The following is a 24,797-nucleotide window of genomic DNA, read 5'->3' as shown; positions in this document are numbered from 1 at the left end:
GAGCCTGCTCGCGAATGGGGCAACCCGGTTTTGAACAGGGCGCGGTGATCAGTCCGTCAATCCCATTACCTGGCGATAGAACTTCCACTCCTGCTCCAGCGCATGCGCTTGATTGGCCGCGCGGCGGAATCCGTGGCGTTCGTCGGGGTAGTAATGCGCTTCGACCGGGACGCCGTTGTGCTCCAGCGCCGTGACCATGTCGCGGGTCTGTTGCGGCACTACCACGGCGTCCAGTTCACCCTGAAAGAAAATCACCGGTACGCGGATGTTGTTTGCGTGCAACAACGGCGTGCGTGCGGCGTAGCGTTCGGCGTCTTGCTCGGGATCGCCGATCAGCCAGTCCAGATAATCACCTTCAAATTTGTGCGTAGCTCGAGCCAACGCAACCGGGTCGCTGACGCCGTACAAGCTCGCTCCAGCGCGGAAGACTTGCTTGAACGCCAGCGCACATAACGTGGTGTAGCCACCTGCGCTGCCGCCACGAATGAATGCGCGATCACCGTCGATCAAACCCTGGCCGGCGAGATAACTCACCACCGCACAAGCATCCTCGACATCCACCTCACCCCAGCTCAGATGCAAGGCCTGCCGATATTCGCGGCCATAACCGCTGCTGCCGCGATAGTTGAGATCGGCCACGGCGAAGCCGCGTTGCGTCCAGTATTGAATGCGCGGATCGAGCATCGGGTAGCAGGCCGATGTCGGGCCGCCGTGGATGAACACCACCAGCGGCGGGTTTGTCTCGCCGCTCATGGCCGGATAAAAGAACCCATGCGCTTCGCCCGAACCGCTTGGGTAACACAGGGTTTGCGGACGGCTAATGCGCTCTGCGGGTAAAGGCGCTACGCCGCCGGCCAGCATGTTCACTTTGCGCGTCGCCCGATCAATGGCGATGACCGCAGAAGGACTGATCGGCGAGGCGGCGATGCAGTAGATAAATTGCGCATCCAAAGCCAAATGCCGGAAACGACTGTAGTCACCGGTGAAGTCGTCATCGCCTAATGTCAGACGGCCGAAACCGCCTTCACTCCAACTGGCTAAAACCGAATTTTCAACAGGCAACCAAGTGCAGCCGCCCAGTTGCCACGGTGCTGGCGCGTGATCGGCTTGCGCAGCAGGTAATGGCTCCAAACCGTCGGAAGTCTCAGCCCACGGCTGCCAGAATCCACCACGATCGGTCAGGCAATAAAGGCGATTGTCGGCATCGAATCGCGGTTGCTGAATGGACTCTTCAACCTCGGTGCCGGCAATGCATTGCGGCGAACCAAATGCACCGTCAGTCGAACGCTCAGCCACCATCAACCGGGTCGACGTCCACGGCTGATGCGGCCGACTCCACTCGATCCAGGCCAAACGCTGGCCATCCACACTAAGGATTGGCGCCGCATAAAAATCCGCGCCTTCAGCCAATAAATGCCGCGTCCCGTCAGCGAGACCGATTGCTACCAGCCGATGCTGATCTTGCTGTTCTTCGACCGCCAGCACTTGCCCGAAAGCAAAATGCAGATCGCCGTAACGACACTCACCCGAGGTCAGTGCTTCCGGCTCGCCACCGAGCTTCTGGCGATACAACTGCTGATCCGCCTCAGCGACGAAAACCACCCCATCCGGCGTCAGACAAAACGCGCCACCGCCATATTCGTACACGCGACTGCGCACGCTAAAACCATTCGGCGTCAGACATTTCGTCACGCCATCGCGCCAATGCCAGATCCGGCACGCGGCATCCTCCGGTCGATACTCATTCCAGAACAACCCGTTGGCGCCGAGCTGAAGTTCGGCGAAGTCCATGCCGGCAGCGACGGCTTGCGAAGCGCTGAATGGCTCAGCCCTTGGCGATGAGGCGCGAGTTTCGTTCATTGCGGAAGGCCAGTTGTTCGATGGTTTGAGTGGCAGTCTCGGCTTCTTCGCGGGCCTTGAGAATCACGCCGTGATGTTCGGACTTGCTGCACACCGGGTCGGCATTGCTCGCATCACCGGTGAGCATGAACGCCTGACAGCGGCAGCCGCCGAAGTCTTTTTCTTTCTCGTCGCACGAGCGGCACGGCTCGGGCATCCAGTCGTAACCACGGAAGCGGTTGAAGCCGAACGAGTCGTACCAGATGTGCTGCATGCTGTGATCGCGCACATTGGGAAATTGCACCGGCAACTGTCGGGCGCCATGACAAGGCAGGGCGGTGCCGTCCGGTGTGACTGTCAGAAAAATACTGCCCCAGCCGTTCATGCAGGCCTTCGGGCGTTCTTCGTAGTAATCCGGGGTGACGAAAATCAGCTTGCACGGATGCCCTTCGGCTTCCAGCTTCGCGCGGTATTCGTTGGTGATGCGCTCGGCGCGCACCAGTTGCTCTTTGGTCGGCAACAGGCCGACACGATTGAGCTGCGCCCAACCGTAAAACTGGCAGGTGGCGAGTTCAACGAAGTCGGCTTCCAGCGCAATGCACAGCTCGATGATGCGGTCGATCTTGTCGATGTTGTGCCGATGGGTGACGAAGTTCAGCACCATCGGATAGCCGTGGGCCTTCACTGCGCGAGCCATTTCCAGCTTTTGCGCGAAAGCCTTTTTCGAGCCGGCCAGCAGGTTGTTCACTTGCTCATCGCTGGCCTGAAAACTGATCTGGATGTGATCGAGCCCGGCCTTCTTGAAGTCGCTGATTTTCTGCTCGGTCAGGCCGATGCCAGAGGTGATCAGGTTGGTGTAGAAACCCAACTGCCGCGCTTCATGAATCAGCTCGGCGAGATCCTGACGCACCAGCGGCTCGCCACCGGAAAAGCCCAGTTGCGCCGCGCCCATCTCCCGCGCTTCGCGGAACACCTTGATCCACTGCTCGGTGCTCAGCTCTTTGCCCTGCTCGGCGAAATCCAGCGGATTGGAGCAGTACGGGCATTGCAGCGGGCAGCGGTAGGTCAGCTCGGCGAGCAGCCACAGCGGCAGGCCGACTTCAGGCTTGGGCGGCAGATCAGGCAAGTTCGATCCAGTGCTGCGCACGGGCAACCTCCATGAATTGCTCGATGTCGTCACCGAGCTCAGGCACGCCCGGGAACTGCTCATCAAGTTTGGCAATGATTGCCGCGACATCGCGTTCGCCGTCGATTAAACCGCCGATCAACGCAGCGGTTTCGTTGAGTTTGATCATGCCTTCGGGGTAGAGCAGCACATGGCCTTTCTGCGCCGGTTCGTACTGGAAGCGGTAGCCGGGACGCCAGGTCGGGACTTTGCTGCGGTCGAAACTCATAAGGTGATTCCTTTGTGCCAGACGCGTTGTTCGGTGACGCTGTGATACGGCGGGCGGTTCAGTTCGTAGGCCATGCTCATGGAATCGAGCATGCTCCAAAGAATGTCCAGTTTGAACTGGAGAATTTCCAGCATGCGCTCCTGGCCTTCACGCGTCTTGTAGTGCTCAAGCGTGATCGCCAGACCGTGCTCGACATCGCGTCGCGCCTGACCGAGACGGGTGCGGAAGTATTCGTAACCGGCCGGGTCGATCCACGGATAATGCTGCGGCCAACTGTCGAGGCGCGACTGGTGGATCTGTGGTGCAAACAGTTCGGTCAACGAGCTGCTGGCGGCTTCCTGCCAACTGGCGCGGCGGGCGAAGTTGACGTAGGCGTCGACGGCGAAACGCACGCCGGGCAGCACCAGTTCCTGGGAGCGCAGTTGATCAGGGTCGAGGCCGACCGCTTGGCCGAGACGCAGCCAGGCTTCGATGCCGCCGTCCTCGCCGGGGGCGCCGTCGTGGTCGAGCAGGCGTTGAATCCACTCGCGGCGGATTTCCCGATCGGGGCAGTTGGCGAGGATCGCCGCGTCCTTCAGGGGGATGTTCACCTGATAGTAGAAGCGGTTGGCGACCCAGCCCTGAATCTGTTCGCGGGTGGCGCGGCCTTCGTACATCGCCACATGGTACGGGTGGTAGATGTGGTAATAGGCGCCTTTGGCGCGCAGGGCCGCTTCGAATTCGGCCGGGGAAAGCGGGGTGTCGGTCATTGCGGTTCTCCGGGGAACAACCCTAGAAATATCTGGTGTCTGTACCGGCCTTATCGCGAGCAGGCTCACTCCTACAAGTGATCGCATTCCAATGTAGGAGTGAGCCTGCTCGCGATAGACCGCGCAGCGGTCTCAAATGCTTACAGCACAATACTCATGCCATCGAACGCCACTTCAACATTACGCCGGGCCAACTCAGCACGCTCCGGCGAATCTTCATCGAGAATCGGATTGGTGTTGTTGATGTGGATAAGCACTTTGCGCTGCTCAGGCAACTGCTCCAGCACTTCGAGCATGCCGCCAGGGCCGTTCTGCGCCAGATGGCCCATCTCGCGACCGGTGCGGGTGCCGACGCCACGGCGCTGCATTTCATCGTCATCCCACATCGTGCCGTCCACCAGCAGGCAATCGCTGCCGGCCATGATCTCCAGCAACGGCGCATCGACCTTGCCCAGGCCCGGCGCATAGAACAATTTGCCGCCGGTCTTCAAGTCTTCAACGATCAAACCGATGTTGTCGCCCGGGTGAGGATCGAAGCGGTGCGGCGAGTACGGCGGCGCGGCGCTACGCAACGGCAGCGGGGTGAAGCGCAGGTTCGGGCATGCGGCCACGGTGAAGCTCTGGTCGAGTTCGATGCGGTTCCAGTCCAGCCCGCCGTTCCAGTGGGTGAGCATCTTGAACAGCGGAAAACCAGTGCTCAGATCTTCATGAACCATGTCCGTGCACCAGACCTGATGCGGGCAGCCTTCGCGCAGGCTGAGCAGGCCGGTGGTGTGGTCGATCTGGCTGTCCATCAGAATGATCGCGCTGATGCCGGTGTCACGCAGGGCGCGGCCCGGTTGCATCGGGGCGAAGCTTTGCAGCTGTGCGCGGATGTCCGGCGAGGCGTTGCACAGTACCCAGTTCACGCCGTCATCGGAAATCGCGATGGACGATTGGGTGCGGGCCTTGGCATTCAGGCTGCCGTCGCGAAAGCCTGCGCAATTGACGCAGTTGCAGTTCCACTGCGGAAAACCGCCACCGGCGGCCGAACCCAGAATCTGGACGAACATGAACGCTCCATCATTTCTACGCGGAAAATAAAACGCCCCGGCGAGCCGAGGCGTTGCACTGCAATTCTACGTAAGCAGAGCTCAGCGGCTGGCGAAGTACATGGTGACTTCGAAGCCGATACGCAGGTCGGTGTAAGCCGGTTTTGTCCAGGACATAGGGTGTCTCCTCAGGTTGGGTGGGATAGCGCTGTCCATAGGTATAGTCCACGGCAGCGCAAAGATGTTCCAAATAGTTAGGCGGCTATGTTACTCAAAATTTCACCGGGTTTGCCCGTGAATATTCGAGAAAGCTCCTTGCAGCCTCGGTAATGATCAATTTGTCGTTTGCCATGGGTTACCGGGTGCGGGGTCGCTGGCGAGACAGAGCCAGCCGCCCTCGGCGTTGATCAAGCGCTGTGCTGCGTTAAACAACGCCTGGCGATCCAGTTGGCCAATGGCGGCGAGTAATTGCCCAAGATAATCCGACGAGTGGCCTGCGAGTCTGGCCTGCCAGAGCAGCTCAGCAGCGTCTTTGCTGGATAGATTGGCTGCGTCGAATTGATCCGCGAGGTTATGCCGCTGCTGGTTGAGGCTGGCCTCATCAAACTGTTCGATCAGCGCGGGCATACCTTTGAGGAACTGTTGAATGTGTTTGAGCAACTCCGCAGGTCTGGCGCTCGGGGATTGCACGCCAAACAGCAGGGCGGTTTGGCCATTCATCTGACGAAGCGCACTGAACACCGCATAGCCCAATTGCAATTCGACGCGCAGGCGCTGGTAGAACGGCGTCTGGCACACGTGCGCCAACAGTCGCCACGCGGCGTCCTCGACGATGTCGCGGCTGGCGGCGGGGCAGAACAACAGCACAGCGTGTTCGCTGGAGGCGGTATCGACATGGCGCCAGTGTTTTTGCGCGGTGATTGCCGCCGGCGCTGCCAGTTGGTTGTCCGGGATGCCGGGAACCCGGCTCAGGGCCAGGCCCAAGGCGGACTGGGTCTGTTGGCTCAGTCCCAACGCGAGGCCGTCCCAATGCGAAGTTGTCCACAGCTGTTGGGCGTCGTCGCCGGTTTTAGCTGATTCCAGCGCCTGTTCCGGCAGCGCTTTCAGCAACTGGCGAATGGGGATCAGCGGCGTTTCCGCCTCACTACGCAACGAATCGGCGTCAACTTGCGTCAGACATTTCAGCGCATGCTCCAGGACGCTGGGCATTGGCTCCTGCAGGCCGGTGAGCTTGAGCAACCATTGATGCCCTGTGGTGCTGAAAGACAACTCGACTCCAGCCTCGCGCGCGTCTTGCTGAGTTTCCCGAAGACTGCGTTGCAATCTCGAGTGCAGATCAGGGCTGGCGGCAGACTCAACCTGCCAACGCAGATAAATCGCGCCTTCATTGCCGCTGTCCGGCAAGACCTGGCTGAACTGCATCGGCGAGCGTTCGCGACGGCCGCGCGAGCGATCCTGAGCAAATGTACGAAGGCCACGGTGGGCGCTGGTTTGGCCGCGAATCAGGCCTGCATTGGCGAGCGGTTCGCTGGTGCGCAGGAATGGATTGGCAGCAGGTAATCGCCAGTGAGCGCTGAAGTTATCCACAACACCGATTTCACGGAGCAGATGTTTGAGGGCGCTGATGCCGCTGTCGGACAGACCACTCTCTTGTCGCTCGCTGTCGAGTCGTGCCAGTTGCAGCGCGCCGCTGACTTGTTGCTGGCGCTGAACCAGGGCCGTGTATTCCGCCCGCAGCGGCGTCCAATCCTGTTGCGCGAAGAAGCTCAGCCAATCCTTTGCGCGTTCGCTAATGGCGTTCATCGATTCGGCTGGTGCGATGAATGCCAGATGTAGCAAGGCTTGCCCCGCAAAGCAGTACAGTGGTGCGGCTTTCAGATCATCCGCCAGATTCTGTTCCTGCAGATGCGCCAGCAACCCCCCGGGCTTGGCACTGTTCAGCCAGTGGCAGAGGAATGCCATTGCCTCGGCGGAAGTCTCCGGCAAATCATCGAACGCAAACAGCAGATTGCCGCGTCGCTCAGCGGCCTGTTGATAACTTTTCACCGCCAGCGGCAGGGGCGCCACCTGTGCAACTTTATCCCCAACCGGCAAAGCCGCTGCGAACTGCTCGGCCAGCGCGCGCTGCTCTTCAAGGCTCTGCGGCCCCACCAGGCTCAAGCTCATTTGTCCGGTGCGATAGAACTGCTGGTGGAAATCCTTCAACGCCTGTTGAAACGCTGGCAATTCCACTTTCAGGCTGTCCCGATTCCCCGCATGAAATCCGCGCAACGGATGCTCTGCCGGTAAACCCTCATACAACGCAAACTGCTGCTGAGCCGCAGGATCTTGCGACCAGGCGACAAATTCCGCCTGCAACACTTCCCGTTCCCGCAGTTGATCGTCCAGATTCATACGCGGCTTGGCTAGCATGTCTGACAGACGCTCCAACCCCTTGCTGAACGAGCGCGTCGGCAGCTCAAAGAAAAAGTCAGTGGTGCGTTCGCGAGTGCTGGCATTCACTTGGCCACCGTGGCGCTGCACGTAGGCCATCAACCCTTCGTCCGCCGGAAAACGCTCAGTGCCGAGAAACAGCAAATGCTCGAGGAAATGCGCCAGCCCCGGCCACGCCAATGGCACGTCATGACTACCGGCAGCCACCCGCAGGGCAGCGGCACTGCGCTTGAGGCCTGGCACATGACGCAGGGTCACGCGCAAGCCGTTGGCCAGGGTTTCGGTGTGGGGGCGGGGGTGAGTCGGCGCAGGCATGGGCACTTCCAGAACAGTGGAGTGCCCATGCTAGCGGATTAGCGCTTGTTCAGCGCGCCGTAAAGCTCCGGGCGGCGGTCGCTGAGGTAGCGATTGGCCGCGCGTGAATCGATCATCAACTGCCGATCCAGTTCGCCGACGATCAATGCTTCGTCCAGACCGGCCTGAGCAATACGGCTGCCGTCAGGCGCGGCGATGCTGCTTTGCCCGCAATAGTGGATATCGCCTTCATGGCCGCAGTAGTTGGCGTAGGCCACGTAGCATTGGTTTTCGAAGGCGCGGGAGCGTACGGAGACATCGGCGATAAAATCGAACGGAATCATGTTCGCCGTCGGCACCAGAATCAGCTCGGCGCCGTCGAGGGCCAGGCGTCGGGCGTTTTCCGGGAATTCCAGGTCGTAGCAGATCAGGAAACCGAGTTTCCAGCCGTTCAGTTCAACCACCGGAAAATCGCCTTCACCGGGGCTGAACATCGAGCGATCAAGGTCACCGAACAGGTGCGTCTTGCGGTAATTGCACAGGCGCTCACCGTTGGCGTCTATCAACTGCACGGCGTTGTAGATCTGCCCGTCCGCCGTGCGCTCGGGGTAACCGTAGAGAATCGCCAAACCGGCCGACTTGGCAATGCGGCCGATCTGCTGCGCCCATTCCCCGTTGTAGACCTCAGCCAGGGTGCTGACCGCTTCGGCGCCAATGTTGTAGCCGGTCATGAACATCTCCGGCAGCACCAGCAGATCGGCGCCTTTGGCCTCCATCGCCACTTGATGCAGGCGTTGCAGGTTGGCGGCAGGGTCCAGAGGCAGCGGTGGACATTGGTAAAGGGCTACACGCATCAGGGATTCCTCTTACTCGGGCAGGGCGATAGGGCCGATGTCTTTGAACACATCACCCGGGCCCGGGTTCGCTTTATGTGTCGAACCGCCGAAATGCTTCATGATCCCCCACACCGCGTTGAGCGACGTCTGCACCGCGCCTTCAACCCATGCCGGTGTCCACGAAACGTCGTCGCCAGCGATGAAGATCCCGCGCTGCTCGGCGGGCATCTCGTCCTGCATGAAGTGCGCGTACATGCGCTGGTTGTAGCGATAGTGGCCGGGCAGGGCGCCCTTGAACGCACCGAGAAAGTAAGGGTCGGCTTCCCACGACACGGTGATCGGATCGCCGATGATGCGCGCGGCGATGTCGACTTTCGGGTAGATCTTTTTCAGCGCGTTCAACGCCAGCTCAACGCGTTTTTCCACCGGGTGCGGAAGCATCTTCAAGGCGTCGCTCATCCACGAGTACGACAGGCAGATCACCCCCGGTTTGTCGTCGCCGTTGTCGAACAGATAAGTGCCGCGGGTCAGGCGATCGGTGAGGGTCATGCTCATCAGGTCGCGGCCGGTTTCCGGGTCTTTGTCTTTCCAGAATGGCCGGTCGACCATCACGAAAGTCTTCGACGATTGCATATAGCGGGTGCGGTCGAGGGCCATCCACATCTTCTGCGAGAACAGGGTTTCGTCGCATTCGATCTGGGTGGTCAGCAGCCAGCTCTGGCAAGTGGTCAGCACTGCGGCGTATTCGCGAGTGTCGCCATTATTGTCGGTGACCGCGAAACGGCCATCGGCCGCGTGAGCGATTTTCTTCACCCCCGAGCGTGGCGCACCACGGTGCAGGGATTTCAGGCTGGTGCCTTCCGGCCAGTGCACGCAACGCTCCGGCACATGCCGCCAGATGCCTTGTGGGACTTGCTCGACGCCACCGACCACCAGGTGCTGGTGATCGTCGCAGTTGGTCATCACCACGCGGAAGATTTCCAGCATCGAGTTGGGGAAGTCGGAATCCCAGCCGCCGGTGCCGAAACCGACCTGCCCGAACACTTCGCGGTGATGGAACGACAGTTTGGCGAAGGCTTCGGAGGTGGCGACGAAGTCGTAGAACGTTCGGTCGTCCCACAACGGCACCAGGGTATTCCAAAGTTCTTTCAGGCGCGGCACATCGCGATCGCGGATGGCTTGCTGGATATCGGCGAACTGCGAGCCGGCTTCCAGTGCGTCCGCCCAGGCGTCAGCCACTTCCTGAAACAGTGCAGGAAGATCCGCCAGCTTTTGTGCGTAATGGGTTTTGCCTTCCAGGTCGATCACGGTGCTGCCGGAGGCCGGCGTCAGCGGGTTCGGGAAAGGTTTGGTTTCCAGGCCGAGCTTGTCGACGTAGTGATAGAACGCGGTGGAGGACACCGGAAAACGCATGCCACCCAGTTCCGCGACGATGCCGTCAGTGCCGTTGAACGCTTGCGAGCGCAGACGCCCGCCGAGCTTCGAAGCCTCGTAGACCACCGGTTTCAGGCCGAGCTTCATCAGCTCGTAAGCCGCTACCAGGCCGGCGATGCCAGCGCCGACGATCGCCACTTCAGCGCCATGATGATGTTCAGGAATAGTGCCGAGACCGGCCGGGTGCTCGATCCAGTCGTCGAACGCGAACGGAAAGTCCGGGCCGAAAATGGTGACTGGTTTCTTACCGTCTGCAGGATGGCGATTGTTCTTGTTCATGGCTGACCTTGCTGGCGACCCGACGCAGGATGCGCGTCTGAGTATAGGAAAAGATGCCAGCCATTCTAGGGAGCGTAGAACACGTTAATAAGACGCAAAATGTCGTCGTTTTGCCAATTAACATATCAATATGACGATCAGAGACTGCACATCGACCAGCGTGTAGAAGCGAGCCTGCTCGCGAAGAGGCCCTCTGATCCAGCCGAGAAGCCCGATCAAAACCTTAAACTGGCTGCCCCCGATCAATCTTGCTACTCAGAATGATCGACGTCGTCGTCTTCTCCACCCCGTCCACACTGCCAATCTGATCCAACAACTGATCCAGTTGCTCCGGCGAATCGGTGCGCAACCACGCCACATAATCAAACTCGCCACTCACGGCACACAGCTGCTGCACCTGCGCCATCGCACTCAACCGGCGCAACACCTCTTTGCCTGAGCGCGGCTGCACCTTGATCCCGACATACGCCTGCAACCCGCCATCGACCACTCGCTGGCCGAGACGCACGCCATAACCGGTGATCACTTTGGCTTTTTCCAGCCGCGCCAGACGCGACGTCACAGTGGTGCGCGCGATGCCCAATTGCCGCGCGAGCATGGCTACGCTTTCACGGGCATTGATCTGCAGGGCGGCGATCAACTGACGGTCGATTTCATCAAGCACGGGCGGGCGGATGTCTGGCAAGGGGGCGGCTCCATTGGCGCGAATCGGTGGCTTGCGCATGTTACAGGCTCAATAGAGCGGACGCTTGCAGGCGATGATCGGGTTTTCATCTGCGTGTCGACGATATTGAACTGCTGAAAACTGACCGTTACTTCACGCCCGTGTTGCTTAGGCCATAACCTCGGCAAACGCCTCCCGGAACCGGTGCATGTCATCGTCCGTGCCGACACTCACCCGAACCCAGGTCGGCCATTCTTTCCAGACGCGACCGACATGCACGCGACGCTCGGCCAAAGCCTTGACTATGTCACTCGCCGGGCGTCTGACGTCTATCATGAAGCAGTTGGCTTGGGACGCCGTGCAGCGAAAACCGCGCGTATTCAGCCACGCGACGGTTTCCTCGCGCAGGCGCGTATTGTTGTGTTTCCTTTGGCTCAACAACGACGCGTCTTCAAGGCTGGCGATTGCTCCCAGCAGGGACGATGCGGCTGGGACGTTGTAGTTGCCGAACACCTCCAGTTGTTCCAGCAACACCGGATTGCCCACCGCGATACCGAGCCTTGCGCCGGCCATGCCGTAAATTTTCGAAAAGGTACGCAGCACCAGCAGGTCGGGGTGTTCCTTGACCAGGGGAATGCACGTCGTGGCCTGCGAGAAATCAATGTAGGCCTCATCGACCAACAGAATCGAGCCTTTGGGTTTGTCCTTCAGGGCACGTTCGATATCGCTGCGAGCCGTGAGAGTGCCAGTCGGATTGTTCGGGTTGCAGATATAGATCAAACCGGGCCGAGGGTCGGCAACCAGCATGCGCGGCAGGTCGTGGGCATGCTCGGCGTTCAGGGGAACCTCGTGGACAGTGACTTTCCTGCCACGAGCCGCCTGGGCGGGATCTTCGTAGGAGGGGGCGGCGACTACCAGACTGCCCTGCTGGGTGAAGGCATGCACGGCATGCTGCAAGGCCTGTTTGGAGCCGCAATACGTCTGGACGAAATCCTCGGGAATGCCTTGCTGGCGGGCAAACAGTGCATTGAGTCGGTACTGGATCTTGTAGGGATAACGTCCCGACAGGGCGATACCTTCCTGCATCGCGTGCCGGGCTGCCGCTGAGGGTCCCCAAGGACTTTCGTTGAAGTTGATCAGCACGTCATCGGAAGTTGCTGCTGTCGAGGCGGTTTCAATGTGAGCCTGTGCCCAGGGGTTGTGGGCCAGTAACGGCAGCGTCGCAGCAAATCCAACGAATGAGCGTCGAGTGACATCAACCATGAAAACTCCCTTTTCGGATCATCAGATGCGCCACGGCTGTGGGGCCTGGATACTGAAGTAACGAACTGGTTAATGGTTGATTTACAGGAGGGTGATCTCATGAGTAGAAAAGCACACGCAAAAAAAACGCCCATCATGGGCGGTTCAGCATGTGCAGCGAGCATCGGTTTTTCTCTGCGCGCAGACCGCTACAAGCGTTCTGCCAGCGAATTTGTAGAGTCCAGATGCGGTTCGTCGCGCAGCAACTTGAGGCTCTTGCCGTCCTTGCTGATGTTCGGCGTAGCGCTGCAGTGACGCATCGCCGAGCAAAGTACTTCCCGGTCCTGCGGGTCGAGTTTGGGTTCCAGGACGCTGACAGGGTTCATCTGACCCTCTGGTTTCATGCCACCTTGGGATACGAACGGTTCAGTCATTGCTTTCACCCTGCACAAGGTCGATATGAAGGGTTTGCGGCGATTTATCCTTGACCCAACGGGTCATACCCTCGGCATCCGTGGTGTCGAAGAAGCTGGTGCCGGAGGAGGACCAGACCTTGACCTTGCGGCCAACCATGGGCTTGCCGGTTTCCTGGTTGATCAATTGAAAGCGCCCGGAGAATGGCGCGGGTAGAGACGGGATCGGGATGAAGGGCGCGAGAGTGTGCGTGTCGCCGATGATGATCGTGCTCGCGCCCTGAATGACCGGTGCACCGTGGTCGGTGACGCATGCCAAGCATGGCGGCGGGTTGGCCGTTGATGAAAACGGTGGAGGATACTCCTGAAGCAATGTGGCCTCCGCAAGCGGTGGCGTCGTTCAGTCGTGCGGCCTGCAGGCCTTCGAACATTACATCGGGGGAACCCGAAACGATCGGGTTGGTTGCATGTCCGGGCAATGGACAGGCGGTCGGATCTGTAACGCGTGCAGCAGGTTTACCACTCATTTTGCGAATCCTTGCAAAAGGGCGATAGCGGCGCAACGCTCGGCAGGCCTCAAGTCCGGGTGCTGCTGGTGAGCCAGTACCAAGTGTCGCGAAGCAACTGCCGGTGCCGCGCTGGTTAAAGGCCTTGACGGTGGGAGTGCGAAAGGTGATGTGTCTGTTGCAGCATCAGTGCACACGAGTGGACAGATTATGGACGGAATAAGCTATTCCGCGATTTTGAGGAGCCGCATTTTTTCGCTTCAGATACGCAAAAGCCGCGCATTTGCGCGGCTTTCAGGTTTGGTGGGCCCACACGGACTTGAACCGTGGACCAAAGGATTATGAGTCCTCTGCTCTAACCAACTGAGCTATAGGCCCTCAGTAGGTCGCGGATTATAGCGACGGTTTCTCGGCTGTGCTATCCGAATAATCCGATACGGTTACACGAAGAAACGTCGCGGCGAACTCTTCTGGTGGTAACGGCAGGCTGACGATGTAGCCCTGGATCTGTTCACAGCCTTCGGCGGCGAGAAATTGTTGTTGTGCCTGGGTTTCCACACCTTCGGCGATAACCGTGAATTGCATGCTCCGGCCCAGCGCAATGATGGCCCGGACAATGGCCGCATCATGGGGATCGTCGGGCAGTCCGCGGACAAACGACTGGTCGATTTTGAGGATGTCCAGCGGCAGCCGTTTGAGGTAACTGAGCGAAGAATATCCGGTGCCGAAGTCATCAATCGCCAATTGAACGCCGAGGTGTTTGAGTTGGTGTAACACCGCCAACGCCTCTTCAGCCTGACTCATGATGAAATTCTCGGTAATTTCCAGTTGCAGTAAATCCGGCTGCAGGCGGTTGTCGTTGAGTAGCTGTTCGATGCGTCCGAGCAGATTTGGCTGACGCAGTTGCGCACCGGCGAGGTTCACCGACAGCGGGCCGAGGCTGTCGTAGACCTGCCCCCATTCGAACATTTGACGGCACGCCGTCTCGAGCACCCAGTCACCAATCTGCAGGATCATGCCGTTCTCTTCGGCCAGCGGAATGAAGTGCTCTGGCGGCACGTCGCCGAAGGTCGGGTGACGCCAGCGGATCAGCGCCTCGGCACCGACCAGGCGATGATCGTCGAGGCTGATTTTCGGTTGGTAGTAGAGGAACAGTTCATCACGTTCAATGGCCCGACGCAGTTCATGCTCCAGCGCGATGCGCTCGCTGGCCTGGGCAGTGAGGTCGCGGGTGTAGCTCTCGACGCGGTTGCGACCCTTGGCCTTGGAGCGGTACATCGCCGCGTCGGCGTTTTTCACCAAGGTGGCGACATCGCAGCCGTCCCGTGGGTAGAGGCTGGTGCCAATGCTGGCGCTGATGAAGAACTCATGCTCGCCGGCCTGGAATGGCGCACCGAAGCAGTTGAGCAGTTTGGTGGCGATGTTATCGGCGTCGCTGGCCTGTTGCAGGCCGGGTAGCAGAATGATGAATTCGTCACCGCCCAGACGCGCCACGGTATCGATGTCTCGCAATTGCTCCTTCAGGCGCACGGCGATGCCCTTGAGCAGCAGATCGCCGACCGGGTGGCCGAGGCTGTCATTGATGTGTTTGAAGCGGTCGAGATCGAGAAACAGCACGGCGCCCTGACCGCCGTTTTCCTGCTGACTGTTCAGTGCCATCAGCAAGCGGTTTTCGAACAGCGTGCGGTTTGGCAGGCCGGTGAGCGGGTCGTGGTGCGCCTGATAGTCGAGTTTGGCTTGCGCATGCTTGAGACTGGAGATGTCGGCAAACACCGCGACAAAGTGGGTAATGAACTTGTCGCGATTGCGCACAGCACTGATGGTCAGCCAGCTGGGGTACAGCTCGCCGTTCTTGCGTCGGTTGGAGATCTCGCCTTGCCAGTGACCTTCGTCGGTCAACTGGTGCCACATTGCCGCGTAGAATGCGCTGTCGTGCAGACCGGATGCGAGCAGACGCGGGGTATGCCCGAGCGCTTCGCTTTCGCTGTAGCCGGTGATTTCGGTGAAAGCGCGATTGACCGCACTGATGTGTTGTTGGGTGTCGGTGATCAATACGCCTTCAGCGGTACTTTCGAACACGGTGGCGGCCTGCTGCAGTTTTTCCTGCATCAGATGCCGCTCGGTAATGTCGCGGGCGATGGTCAGCATGCAGTCATCTTCGCCAATCGGCAGCGGACGGCTGGATACTTCACAGAGGCGGATCTGCCCGTCACTGCGGCGGATATGGCAGGTGAAGTCACGGACGAAGCCGTCGCGATGCAACAGATCGAGCATCTGTTTGCGTTCGTTGAGGTTGACCCAGATTCCCAGATCCAGTGCCGAGCGATCCACCGACATGGCGCTATTGAAACCGGTGATACGGCTGAATCCTTCGTTGACCTCCAGCAGCAGGCCGTCGCTCTGGCGTGACAATAACAAACCGTCCGGCGAGGCGTGGAAGGCTTTGGCGAACTTCTCTTCGGAGGTTTGCAGTTGCTGTTGGGTTTCCTTGAGCTGGGTGATGTCGCGCACTACGACAACCAGCGCGGGGGTGGTATCGAGGTCGAACGGCTCGGCGGAAATCAGGCCAGTGAACAACTGGCCATTGTTGCGGCGAAACGGCATCTCCAGATTGCGAATGCTGCCCGCCTGCAAGCGCTGCAGCAATCCGGGACCGACGCCGGGTATCCCCCAGATATTCAGGTCAGTTGCGGTTTGCCCCAGCACTTCTTCGGCTTTCAGGCCGATTTGTTCTTCAAACGCTTCGTTGACCTCCAGCAGGCAGCCATCGGACAGCCGTGCAATCACTAGAATGTCCGGGCACTGCTGGAAGACCGAAGCGAACTTTTGTTCCGAAAGCCGCAGCGCTTCTTCAGTGCGCTTGATTTCGCTGATGTCGATCATCAAACCGCGCATCACCGGCTCGTGGCCATGTTCGATCAGGCTGACGATGTCGCGTACCCACAAACAGCGGCCATCAGCGGTGATAACGCGGTAATCGACGATGTGATCGCGACCCTGGCGAAGCGCTTCTTTGCAGTAACTCTGCGTACGGGTCAGGTCGGCCGGGTGAATAATGTTGTGCCAGAACCCGGGAATCAGCCAGTGCGATTGTGGATAGCCAAGCAAGTCTTCGGCGTGGGGCGACACATAGCTGTAGGTGAAGTCACTCATCCGCGCTTCCCAGGCGATGGCCGACAGGCTCTCGACCAGGCCACGATAGTGGTATTCGCTGCTGCGCAGTTCCTGTTCGAGGTCGATACGTCGGGCGATTTCCGAACTCAGGCGGCGGTTGATGCGGATCACCACGGCGAGAATCGTCACCAACAGCAACAGACCTGGTAAACCGTAGATCAGCAGATCCGACCAGAATGTCCGATGATCAAGGACGTTGCCGACCCAGTGCTCCTGAATGCTGCTGATTTCATCAGAGCTCATGTCAGCAAGGACTTTGTCGAGAATTCCCACCAGTATCTTGTTGTCGCGGGGGACGGCCATTGCCAGTTGGTAGCGATATGGGGTTTCGCCGCTGACGTACAGACCGTCGAGCTTGAGCTGGCGCAGGCTCCAGACGCTGGAGGCGAGGTCGCCGACGACGGCGTCCACTTCGTCGGTCGCCAACGCTTGTAATGCCGAACTGACATTGGGCATGGCCACCAGATTCAGATCGGGGTGGTGGGTGCGCAGCAGTTCGTGGGGCGCGTAGTTTTCCACCACGGCGATCTTCAAGCCGTACAGGTCGTCAAGTTTGCGCGGTTGTGCACCGCCGATGTGCGAGAGGATGACGATAGGGAAGTCGAGATAAGGGCGGGTAAACGACAGGTAAGTCTGGCGCTCCGGTGTGGACATGATGCCGGGCAGGAGGTCGATCTTGCCTGATTTGACCTGTTCGAGCACCACCGTCCAGCTCACCGGTTCGATGGGCGTCAATTTGATTGCCAGGCGTTGGCGAATCACGTCGATATAGTCGGCAGCCAGGCCCTGATAGCGGCTCTGGTCGTCGCGAAACTCAAAGGGCGGCCACGACGCATCGACACCTAGGCGCAAGTCCGGGTGAGCCGCCAGCCAGCTACGTTCTTCATCGGTCAGAGTCAGCGCGTCAGCCGTTGCGGTCCAGATCATCAGTGACAGCAAAAAAAGCACGGACGCCAATCTGGGCATAACGCTCTCGTTATGGCTCGGGGATGATTGTTTCGAGTGTAGACGGGGTATGCGGGGGAGGGGCGTTGCGAAGGATTTAATCTGCCATATAAACAAAACCCCCGGCCTGGGCCGGGGGTTCTGGTATCACTCGTCGAGGAAGGAGCGCAGATGCTCGCTTCGCGTCGGGTGGCGTAGCTTGCGCAGCGCCTTGGCTTCGATCTGACGGATCCGCTCACGCGTTACGTCAAACTGTTTGCCCACTTCTTCGAGTGTGTGGTCGGTGTTCATGTCGATACCGAAACGCATGCGCAGTACTTTGGCTTCACGGGCAGTGAGGCCGGACAGCACTTCGCGAGTCGCTTCTTTTAGGCTCTCAACAGTGGCGACATCGATTGGCGACTGCATGGTCGAGTCTTCGATGAAGTCACCCAGATGGGAGTCTTCGTCATCACCGATCGGGGTTTCCATGGAGATCGGCTCTTTAGCGATCTTCAATACCTTGCGGATCTTGTCCTCAGGCATTTCCATGCGTTCGCCCAGCTCTTCCGGGGTCGGTTCGCGACCCATTTCCTGCAACATCTGCCGGGAAATGCGGTTGAGCTTGTTGATCGTCTCGATCATGTGCACCGGAATACGGATGGTGCGGGCCTGGTCGGCGATCGAGCGAGTGATCGCCTGACGGATCCACCAGGTGGCATAAGTCGAGAACTTGTAACCACGACGGTATTCGAACTTGTCTACCGCTTTCATCAGACCGATGTTGCCTTCCTGGATCAGATCGAGGAATTGCAGGCCACGGTTGGTGTACTTCTTGGCGATCGAGATCACCAGACGCAGGTTGGCTTCAACCATCTCTTTCTTCGCGCGGCGGGCCTTGGCCTCACCGATCGACATGCGACGGTTGATATCCTTGATTTCTGCGATGGTCAGACCGGTTTCGGTTTCCAGCGCGATCAGTTTCTGCTGGCAACGAATGATGTCCGGTTGCACGCGACCAATGGCTTCGGCGTATTTGCTCTTGCCTTTGGCCAGGGCGTCGGACCAGCTTTCGTCGACTTCGTTGCTCGGGAACTGACGCAGGAAATCGGCGCGTGGCATACGTGCATCACGTACGCACAGTTGCATGATCGCGCGCTCTTGCTGACGCAGACGATCCAGGGCACTGCGGACACGCTCGACCAGGCCTTCGAATTGCTTCGGCACCAGTTTGATCGGCATGAACAGCTCGGCCAGTGCGAGCAACTCGGCAATCGCTGCCTTGTTGTTGCGACCGTGCTTTTTCAGGGCCTTGCGGGTGATTTCCATCTGGTCAGCCACGGCGCCGAAACGCTGGGCAGCGATGACCGGATCCGGACCGCTTTCGGCTTCTTCTTCGTCATCGGAAGATTCGGCTTCATCGTCGTCGGTGTCGTCGTCGGCTTTCGCCACTTTAGCTTCGACAGGCGGCGGCACTTCGGCAGGCGGCGCAATGCCGTCGTCCGGGTCGATATAACCGCTCAGAACGTCGGACAGGCGACCACCTTCGGTGGTGACGCGGGTGTACTCGGAGAGAATGTGGTCAACCGTGCCAGGGAAGTGCGCGATTGCGCTCATCACTTCACGGATGCCCTCTTCGATACGCTTGGCGATTTCGATTTCGCCTTCACGAGTCAGAAGCTCGACCGTACCCATTTCACGCATATACATGCGCACAGGGTCAGTGGTGCGACCGATATCGGTCTCCACCGCTGCCAACGCGGCGGCTGCTTCTTCCGCAGCGGCCTCGTCGGTATCGGCGTCGGCCAACATAAGGGCGTCCGCATCCGGAGCACTCTCGTGTACGGGGATCCCCATGTCGTTAATCATGCGGATGATGTCTTCCACCTGCTCAGGATCTGAAATATCCTCGGGCAGGTGGTCGTTGACCTCGGCGTAAGTCAGATACTTCTGCTCACGACCCAGTTTGATCAACTCAATAATACGAGACTGCTGTTGCGCTTTTCCGGACATAACACCCTATCCACTGAAGGTCTTGGCGGGCAAAAAACAAGCCGAGGATTATACCTGAGCTATGACCTCACGCGCCAGTTGAGGTCGGGTTTGATGCGGAAACATTGCGACTTAGTAGGTCGCGCAGTTGGTTTTTCTCTTCAACGCTCAGTTCGCTTTGACGCGCTTTCCTGAGCAACTGTTCCAGATTTCGCTCGCGTTGGCGGGCTGACAAGCTAGTAATGGTGTCGAAAAACTGTTGTTCAAGGTTATCGCCGTCAATCAGCCACTCCTTTTCTGCCAAAGCCTTGAGCAAGCGTCCCTGTTCAGTGCCGTGCCATCGCGCGATCAACTGAAATGAGTTTAGCTTGGGATTCTTCTGTACAGCTTCGAGCAGGGCCACAAGTAACTGGGCGTTGGTCTGATTCTCGTCCGCAATGTGCCCGGCATCTTCGACGCGCTTGGCCAATTGCGGGTGATGAAGCAGTGTGCGCAGGGCGGTCAGGGTTGGCGACTCGACGCCAATCGGTGTGCGCGGGCGCTGCTGATCGCGATCACCGCCACGTTTGCCGTTCTTGTCCCAGGGCTTTTTGTCCCACTTCTTGCCACCAGCACCGGGCTTCTTGGGCGTCCACTCCTGCTGCGGCACATACATGTCCTGTGCCTGCGGCTGATGGTAGTCGCTGTAGTCAGGCATTGCGTCGTAATCGATGCCCGGATCGTAGGCAGGAGGCGCTTCCTGCGGTGCGCTTTGTGCCAGCTGACTGACGGTTTCGCTGCTCAGGCCGGTGATTTCGGTCAGGCGCTGACGCATCAGAATACGCAGGTTGGCGCCCGGCACTTTGTCGATCAGTGGTGCGGCGAGGGTGGCCATGTGGGCCTTGCCTTCGAGCGAGCGCGGATCGACTTCTTCGGTCAATTGCTGGAAGAAATAATCCGCCAGTGGCTGAGCATGCTGATTGATCCGGGCCTTGAAGGCGTCAGTGCCTTCGGCGCGCACCAAGGTATCGGGGTCTTCGCCTTCGGGCAGAAACAAAAAGCGCGCCCGGCGGCCGTCTTGCAGGCTTGAAAGCGTAGCTTCGAGCGCGCGCCAGGCGGCGTTACGGCCGGCCTGGTCACCGTCGAAACAGAACAACACGTTCGGTACGACGCGGAACAGGCGCTTCAAATGTTCTTCGCTGGTCGCGGTGCCCAGCGTCGCGACGGCATTCTTCAGCCCCTGCTGTGCGAGGGCGATGACGTCCATGTAGCCTTCGACGACGATGATTTCGTCGAGGTTGCGGTTGTTCTTGCGTGCTTCATAGAGGCCGTAGAGTTCCTGGCCTTTATGGAATACCGGGGTTTCCGGTGAGTTCAGGTATTTCGGCTTGTCGTCGCCGAGTACGCGGCCACCGAAAGCGATGATCCGCCCGCGGGTGTCGCGAATCGGGAACATTACGCGATCGCGGAAGCGGTCATAGCGTTTGCCGGTTTCGGCGTTCTCGATCAGCAGGCCAGCGTCGATCATGGCCTTCTGCTGCAATGTATCGCTGCTCAAGTGCTTGAACAGATTGTCCCAGCCCGGCGGCGCGAAACCGAGGCCGAAATCCCGGGCGATCTCGCCAGTCAGGCCGCGTCCTTTTAGGTAATCCACCGCAGCTTTGCGTGCTGGATGGCTCTTGAGCGCCTGCCGGTAAAAGTCGGCGGCGGCGGTGAGCAGCGGATACAGCGGCGAATCGGTCGGCTGCCGTGGCTTGCGCTCGCGGCCGCTTTCTTCGCGGGGGATTTCCATACCGGCGGCTTTGGCCAGATCTTCGACAGCCTGGGGGAAATCCAGGTTGTCGTGATCCATGAGAAAGCCGAGGGCATTGCCGCCGGCGCCGCAGCCGAAACAGTAATAGAACTGCTTGTCGGGGCTGACGCTGAAAGACGGGGTTTTCTCTTTGTGAAACGGGCAACAGGCGGTGTAGTTCTTGCCGGCCTTCTTCAATTGCACGCGCGAACTGACCACGTCGACGATGTCGGTGCGGTTCAGCAGGTCGTCAATGAAGCTCTGGGGAATCAGCCCGGCCATGGCGTACTCGTCGTCTGCGCTGTAATAAGTCCGATGCGAAAGGCTGCCGAACGCGGGTCATTGTTTGAAGCGCGCAAAATATGCGGCTCGACCGGTGTCGTCTGCGTAATCGCTGTCGGGAAGTGTATCTGCCGAAAATCCACTGACGTTAGTACTCATCAGCCTTCGACTATTTGAAAGTGTTGCGCTGAATCCGCTGACGGCCGGTTAGGGGCCTCGGATAGCTCAATAAAGCGGGCACGCATGCAGGTGCCTTGGGCTGATCGTCGTAAGAGGAATCAGTGGGTGTGCTCGTCAGTAGCCTTGAAAGGCTCGTCAGAAAAGACGTGCACCGCTGGCAAAAGAGCCAGGTCTGACGTGTGAAGCAGATTCGTCTTGGTCGCGTGTGCGGCTTCGACGTTGAAGCATCAAGCGTTTTACGCAAATGCCATTAGCCCGGCTGAGAGCCGGGCTTAGGCAAAGAAGCTTGCAACGAACGTCTGTGTATTAGTACAGACGAACGGCGCGGCGCTGTTCGCGCTGAACTTTCTTGGCGTGACGCTTAACAGCGGCTGCTGCTTTGCGCTTACGCTCAGAAGTTGGCTTCTCGTAAAATTCGCGGCTACGAACTTCAGCCAGTACACCGGCTTTTTCGCAGGAGCGCTTGAAACGACGCAGAGCTACGTCGAAGGGTTCGTTCTCTTTAACTTTGACGGCTGGCATCCAGAGCTACCTTCATTCATTACCGGGGTCAACATCCTCGCGGCAAAAGAGCACTTGAAGACGTCGGTTTTTAAGGGTTGCGGATGTTAACCCCTCATCGCTCGGAATGCAAAGCCTCTGATCGAAAACCGCTGGTCGGGGCATCACGCGGCGACTATTATGCGCGCCTTCGAATTCAGCCTAAACAAGGCGCAAACCCATGCTAGTACTGGGATTAGAAACCTCCTGCGACGAAACCGGTGTCGCATTATATGACAGCGAACGCGGCCTGCTGGCCGACGCACTGTTCAGCCAGATCGACCTGCACCGCGCTTATGGCGGTGTGGTACCGGAGCTGGCCTCGCGTGACCACGTCAAGCGCATGCTGCCCTTGATTCGTCAGGTGTTGGCAGAAGCCGACTGCGTGCCGACCGAGATCGACGCGATCGCCTACACCGCGGGTCCTGGCCTGGTTGGCGCGTTGCTGGTCGGCGCTTCCTGCGCTCAGGCGCTGGCGTTTGCCTGGGGCATTCCTGCGCTCGGCGTGCACCACATGGAAGGCCACTTGCTGGCGCCGATGCTGGAGCCGAAACCGCCCGAATTCCCGTTCGTCGCTTTGTTGGTCTCCGGCGGTCATACGCAACTGGTTCAGGTCGATGGCATCGGCCAATACAGTCTGCTCGGCGAGACGCTGGATGATGCCGCCGGTGAGGCATTCGACAAAACCGCGAAGATGATGGGTCTCAATTATCCGGGGGGGCCGGAAATCGCCAAACTGGCCGAGAAGGGCGTCGCAGGACGTTTTACCTTCCCGCGTCCGATGTGTGATCGCCCGGGTCTGCAATTCAGCTTCAGTGGTCTGAAAACCTCTGCGCTCAACGCCTGGCAGCAGTGCGTCAACGCCGGGGACGACAGCGAGCAAGCCCGTTGCGACATCGCGCTGGCGTTCCAGCAGGCCGTGGTGGAGACTTTGACCATCAAGTGCAAGCGTGCCCTGAAGCAGGCCGGTATGAAGCGTCTGGTGATTGCGGGCGGCGTCAGCGCCAATAAGGCGTTACGTGTTTCGCTGGAAAAGATGCTCGGCGACATGAAGGGCGATGTGTTTTATGCGCGCCCGGAGTTCTGTACCGACAATGGCGCGATGATCGCGTTTGCCGGTTGCCAGCGTTTGCAGGCCGGTCAGCAGGAAAGTCTGGCAATCAGCGTGCAGGCGCGCTGGCCGATGGAGCAATTGTCGGCGTTGTGATGAGTGGCGCTCATGGCCGGTATTTAAAAATGCCGTTCGCGCCCGGCAAACAGGTCGCGTAGATTGCCGCGGTGGCGCCAGACGATCAGCAGTGTCAGCGCGCTCATCGGCAGCAGCGCTTCCGGTTCCTGCCAGGCCAGCAAAGGCAAGGTCAGGGGCGTAGCGATAAGGGCCGCCAGCGAGCTGGTGCGGGTCAGGTAGAACGTCAGCAGCCAGGCGCAGATGGCCAGCAGCGCGGCGGGCGGATACAGGCCCAGCAGCATGCCGGCGGCGGTGGCAACACCTTTGCCACCACGGAAGCGGAAATACAGCGGGAACAGGTGACCGATCACGGCGCACACGCCGATCCACGCCTGATCCTGCAGCGAAAGGCCGGCAGTCGAAGCGATCAGCACCGGCACCAGGCCTTTGCACAGATCACCCAGCAAGGTCAGGATCGCCAGTTTGCGACCGGCCAGGCGCAGCATGTTGGTGGCACCGGCATTACCCGAGCCACTCATTCGCGGATCCGGGTTTCCGGTCAGGCGGCTGAGCAAAATGGCGAAGGACAGCGAGCCGAGCAGGTAGGCGAGAGTCGCCAGTAACCAAAACATGCTAACTATTCCGGGCGAGGACGCCCTGATTCTAACGGCGCATTGCGCCCTTGTCGTGCAGCGGAGAGAAGTGCTTGGACAGAGTGTTTATCGAAGGCCTGGAAGTCGACACCGTGATTGGTGCCTACGACTGGGAGCGCGGCATCCGCCAGTGCCTGCGGCTTGATCTGAGCTTCGCCTGGGATAATCGCCCGGCCGCGGCCGGTGATGACCTGACCCTGGCGCTCGACTACGCCAGCGTGTCCACGCGAATTCAGGCGTTTGCCGAGCAAGCGCAGTTTCAACTGGTCGAGACCTTTGCCGAACGTCTGGTTGAAGTGCTGATGAGCGAATTCAAGATCACTTGGGTACGCCTGAAGCTGACCAAGCCCGGCGCCGTTCCGGCTGCCAAGGGCGGCGTGGGTGTGGAGATCGAGCGCGGATGTCGCTGACTCAGGTCTACCTCGGGCTCGGTAGCAATATCGAGCGCGAAACCCATTTGCGCGCAGGGCTTGAAGCGTTGGCGACGTTTCTGGTGGATATCCGCTGTTCGGCGGTGTTCGAGAGCCAACCGGTGGGGATCAAAAGCGGGCCGTTCTTCAACTTCGTGGTGTCGGCGTATACCGATCTGCCGTTGATGGAGCTGGACCGACGCTTGAAATTCATTGAGGCGGATAACGGACGTTACGCGCCGGATCGCAAGGGCTTGCCGCTGGATATCGACGTGCTGTTGTATGGTGATCTGGCGGGGAATTTCGACGGACTGGTTCTGCCGCGCGCGGAGATTCTGAAAAATGCTTTTGTGCTGTGGCCGCTGTCGCTGATTGCGCCGGATCGCGTGCATCCGGGGGTGGGAAAGAGCTTCGCGACTTTGTGGGCTGAAGCGCAGATTGATCAGGTGCTGGCGCCAGTGCCGTTCGAATGGCGGGGTGAGCAGTTAACCCCGCCGAATCTTTAAAAGCAAAAGATCGCAGCCTGCGGCAGGTCCTGCAGAGAAACGCATATTCCCGTGTGGGAGCTGCCGCAGGCTGCGATCTTCTG

At 59.4% G+C, this 24,797-nt stretch carries 20 protein-coding genes, 1 tRNA gene and 1 pseudogene; 3 read left to right on the top strand and 19 right to left on the bottom strand.

What is annotated here, in order from left to right; all coding sequences use genetic code 11:
- Positions 1-48: 48 nt before the first annotated feature.
- The 18 genes and pseudogenes from LOY43_RS25995 to rpsU all read right to left on the bottom strand — a co-directional run bounded on the left by LOY43_RS25995 (position 49) and on the right by rpsU (position 21,959).
- Entirely contained in the window at positions 49-1,860 is a 1,812-nt protein-coding gene (locus LOY43_RS25995; protein ID WP_258708905.1) for a S9 family peptidase, read from the bottom strand.
- Positions 1,826-2,965: a pyrroloquinoline quinone biosynthesis protein PqqE gene (gene pqqE, locus LOY43_RS25990; RefSeq protein ID WP_016983158.1), complete on the bottom strand. Its 1,140-nt coding sequence runs from the start codon at positions 2,963-2,965 to the stop codon at positions 1,826-1,828. Before pqqE ends, LOY43_RS25995 begins: the two co-directional genes overlap by 35 nt.
- On the bottom strand, positions 2,958-3,233 hold the full coding sequence (gene pqqD, locus LOY43_RS25985) for a pyrroloquinoline quinone biosynthesis peptide chaperone PqqD (RefSeq protein WP_095050301.1): 276 nt from the start codon (positions 3,231-3,233) through the stop codon (positions 2,958-2,960). The genes pqqE and pqqD overlap by 8 nt, the downstream gene beginning before the upstream one ends.
- Entirely contained in the window at positions 3,230-3,982 is a 753-nt protein-coding gene (pqqC, locus tag LOY43_RS25980) for a pyrroloquinoline-quinone synthase PqqC (protein ID WP_095050302.1), read from the bottom strand. The genes pqqD and pqqC overlap by 4 nt, the downstream gene beginning before the upstream one ends.
- Positions 3,983-4,122: 140 nt before the next feature.
- On the bottom strand, positions 4,123-5,034 hold the full coding sequence (pqqB, locus tag LOY43_RS25975; protein ID WP_064388219.1) for a pyrroloquinoline quinone biosynthesis protein PqqB: 912 nt from the start codon (positions 5,032-5,034) through the stop codon (positions 4,123-4,125).
- Between the two features lie 81 nt (positions 5,035-5,115).
- On the bottom strand, positions 5,116-5,190 hold the full coding sequence (pqqA, locus tag LOY43_RS25970; protein WP_003422658.1) for a pyrroloquinoline quinone precursor peptide PqqA: 75 nt from the start codon (positions 5,188-5,190) through the stop codon (positions 5,116-5,118).
- 156 nt (positions 5,191-5,346) lie between these two features.
- Complete coding sequence (gene pqqF / locus LOY43_RS25965; protein WP_258708904.1) at positions 5,347-7,761, bottom strand: pyrroloquinoline quinone biosynthesis protein PqqF; 2,415 nt, start codon at positions 7,759-7,761, stop codon at positions 5,347-5,349.
- 38 nt (positions 7,762-7,799) lie between these two features.
- Positions 7,800-8,594 (bottom strand): carbon-nitrogen hydrolase family protein, encoded by a 795-nt coding sequence (locus LOY43_RS25960; protein ID WP_220557078.1) that lies wholly within the window; start codon positions 8,592-8,594, stop codon positions 7,800-7,802.
- 12 nt (positions 8,595-8,606) lie between these two features.
- On the bottom strand, positions 8,607-10,289 hold the full coding sequence (locus tag LOY43_RS25955) for an NAD(P)/FAD-dependent oxidoreductase (RefSeq protein ID WP_095050305.1): 1,683 nt from the start codon (positions 10,287-10,289) through the stop codon (positions 8,607-8,609).
- Between the two features lie 223 nt (positions 10,290-10,512).
- Complete coding sequence (locus LOY43_RS25950; protein WP_007910086.1) at positions 10,513-10,974, bottom strand: Lrp/AsnC family transcriptional regulator; 462 nt, start codon at positions 10,972-10,974, stop codon at positions 10,513-10,515.
- Between the two features lie 147 nt (positions 10,975-11,121).
- Positions 11,122-12,216 (bottom strand): pyridoxal phosphate-dependent aminotransferase, encoded by a 1,095-nt coding sequence (locus LOY43_RS25945; RefSeq protein ID WP_095126222.1) that lies wholly within the window; start codon positions 12,214-12,216, stop codon positions 11,122-11,124.
- Between the two features lie 188 nt (positions 12,217-12,404).
- Positions 12,405-12,629 carry a hypothetical protein gene (locus LOY43_RS25940; protein WP_258708903.1) on the bottom strand — a complete coding sequence of 75 codons (225 nt, stop codon included), beginning with the start codon at positions 12,627-12,629 and terminating at the stop codon, positions 12,405-12,407.
- A pseudogene (locus tag LOY43_RS25935) lies at positions 12,622-13,135 on the bottom strand (PAAR domain-containing protein). Before LOY43_RS25935 ends, LOY43_RS25940 begins: the two are co-directional and overlap by 8 nt.
- 280 nt (positions 13,136-13,415) lie before the next feature.
- Positions 13,416-13,492, bottom strand: a tRNA-Ile gene (locus tag LOY43_RS25930).
- A gap of 15 nt (positions 13,493-13,507) precedes the next feature.
- A complete protein-coding gene (locus tag LOY43_RS25925; RefSeq protein ID WP_258708902.1) occupies positions 13,508-17,254 on the bottom strand; it encodes a bifunctional diguanylate cyclase/phosphodiesterase in 3,747 nt (1,248 codons plus the stop codon).
- 126 nt (positions 17,255-17,380) lie between these two features.
- The gene (gene rpoD / locus LOY43_RS25920) at positions 17,381-19,225 is read right to left on the bottom strand and encodes an RNA polymerase sigma factor RpoD (protein ID WP_093441990.1); all 1,845 of its coding nucleotides are present in this window, start codon (positions 19,223-19,225) and stop codon (positions 17,381-17,383) included.
- Positions 19,226-19,292: 67 nt separating this feature from the next.
- On the bottom strand, positions 19,293-21,257 hold the full coding sequence (gene dnaG, locus LOY43_RS25915; RefSeq protein WP_258708901.1) for a DNA primase: 1,965 nt from the start codon (positions 21,255-21,257) through the stop codon (positions 19,293-19,295).
- A 486-nt stretch (positions 21,258-21,743) separates the two neighbouring features.
- Complete coding sequence (gene rpsU / locus LOY43_RS25910; RefSeq protein ID WP_002551877.1) at positions 21,744-21,959, bottom strand: 30S ribosomal protein S21; 216 nt, start codon at positions 21,957-21,959, stop codon at positions 21,744-21,746.
- A 199-nt stretch (positions 21,960-22,158) separates the two neighbouring features.
- Here rpsU and tsaD point away from each other — a divergent pair, with 199 nt between their 5' ends.
- Positions 22,159-23,184, top strand: coding sequence for a tRNA (adenosine(37)-N6)-threonylcarbamoyltransferase complex transferase subunit TsaD (gene tsaD / locus LOY43_RS25905; RefSeq protein WP_093441977.1), 1,026 nt, complete (start codon positions 22,159-22,161; stop codon positions 23,182-23,184).
- Between the two features lie 23 nt (positions 23,185-23,207).
- On the opposite strand, the gene plsY is transcribed toward tsaD, so the two are convergent.
- On the bottom strand, positions 23,208-23,777 hold the full coding sequence (gene plsY / locus LOY43_RS25900) for a glycerol-3-phosphate 1-O-acyltransferase PlsY (RefSeq protein ID WP_095050308.1): 570 nt from the start codon (positions 23,775-23,777) through the stop codon (positions 23,208-23,210).
- A gap of 74 nt (positions 23,778-23,851) precedes the next feature.
- Between plsY and folB the strand changes: the two genes are divergently transcribed.
- Both folB and folK read left to right on the top strand, forming a co-directional pair.
- Positions 23,852-24,208: a dihydroneopterin aldolase gene (gene folB / locus LOY43_RS25895; protein ID WP_064390789.1), complete on the top strand. Its 357-nt coding sequence runs from the start codon at positions 23,852-23,854 to the stop codon at positions 24,206-24,208.
- Complete coding sequence (gene folK / locus LOY43_RS25890; RefSeq protein ID WP_095050309.1) at positions 24,199-24,714, top strand: 2-amino-4-hydroxy-6-hydroxymethyldihydropteridine diphosphokinase; 516 nt, start codon at positions 24,199-24,201, stop codon at positions 24,712-24,714. The genes folB and folK overlap by 10 nt, the downstream gene beginning before the upstream one ends.
- Positions 24,715-24,797 lie beyond the last annotated feature (83 nt).

It is taken from the genome of Pseudomonas sp. B21-041, assembly GCF_024748675.1.
In the GTDB taxonomy this organism is placed as follows: domain Bacteria; phylum Pseudomonadota; class Gammaproteobacteria; order Pseudomonadales; family Pseudomonadaceae; genus Aquipseudomonas; species Aquipseudomonas neuropathica.
The sequence above is the reverse complement of the archived record's forward strand: the minus strand, read 5'-3'. Positions and strand labels throughout refer to the sequence as shown.

Excerpts from the sequence above, each read along its gene's own strand:
- LOY43_RS25995 (WP_258708905.1), bottom strand. The coding sequence starts at position 1,860 with ATGAACGAAACTCGCGCCTCATCGCCAAGGGCTGAGCCATTCAGCGCT.
- pqqD (WP_095050301.1), bottom strand. The coding sequence starts at position 3,233 with ATGAGTTTCGACCGCAGCAAAGTCCCGACCTGGCGTCCCGGCTACCGC.
- pqqC (WP_095050302.1), bottom strand. The coding sequence starts at position 3,982 with ATGACCGACACCCCGCTTTCCCCGGCCGAATTCGAAGCGGCCCTGCGC.
- pqqB (WP_064388219.1), bottom strand. The coding sequence starts at position 5,034 with ATGTTCGTCCAGATTCTGGGTTCGGCCGCCGGTGGCGGTTTTCCGCAG.
- pqqF (WP_258708904.1), bottom strand. The coding sequence starts at position 7,761 with ATGCCTGCGCCGACTCACCCCCGCCCCCACACCGAAACCCTGGCCAAC.
- LOY43_RS25960 (WP_220557078.1), bottom strand. The coding sequence starts at position 8,594 with ATGCGTGTAGCCCTTTACCAATGTCCACCGCTGCCTCTGGACCCTGCC.
- LOY43_RS25955 (WP_095050305.1), bottom strand. The coding sequence starts at position 10,289 with ATGAACAAGAACAATCGCCATCCTGCAGACGGTAAGAAACCAGTCACC.
- LOY43_RS25945 (WP_095126222.1), bottom strand. The coding sequence starts at position 12,216 with ATGGTTGATGTCACTCGACGCTCATTCGTTGGATTTGCTGCGACGCTG.
- LOY43_RS25940 (WP_258708903.1), bottom strand. The coding sequence starts at position 12,629 with ATGACTGAACCGTTCGTATCCCAAGGTGGCATGAAACCAGAGGGTCAG.
- LOY43_RS25925 (WP_258708902.1), bottom strand. The coding sequence starts at position 17,254 with ATGCCCAGATTGGCGTCCGTGCTTTTTTTGCTGTCACTGATGATCTGG.
- rpoD (WP_093441990.1), bottom strand. The coding sequence starts at position 19,225 with ATGTCCGGAAAAGCGCAACAGCAGTCTCGTATTATTGAGTTGATCAAA.
- dnaG (WP_258708901.1), bottom strand. The coding sequence starts at position 21,257 with ATGGCCGGGCTGATTCCCCAGAGCTTCATTGACGACCTGCTGAACCGC.
- rpsU (WP_002551877.1), bottom strand. The coding sequence starts at position 21,959 with ATGCCAGCCGTCAAAGTTAAAGAGAACGAACCCTTCGACGTAGCTCTG.
- tsaD (WP_093441977.1), top strand. The coding sequence starts at position 22,159 with ATGCTAGTACTGGGATTAGAAACCTCCTGCGACGAAACCGGTGTCGCA.
- plsY (WP_095050308.1), bottom strand. The coding sequence starts at position 23,777 with ATGTTTTGGTTACTGGCGACTCTCGCCTACCTGCTCGGCTCGCTGTCC.
- folK (WP_095050309.1), top strand. The coding sequence starts at position 24,199 with ATGTCGCTGACTCAGGTCTACCTCGGGCTCGGTAGCAATATCGAGCGC.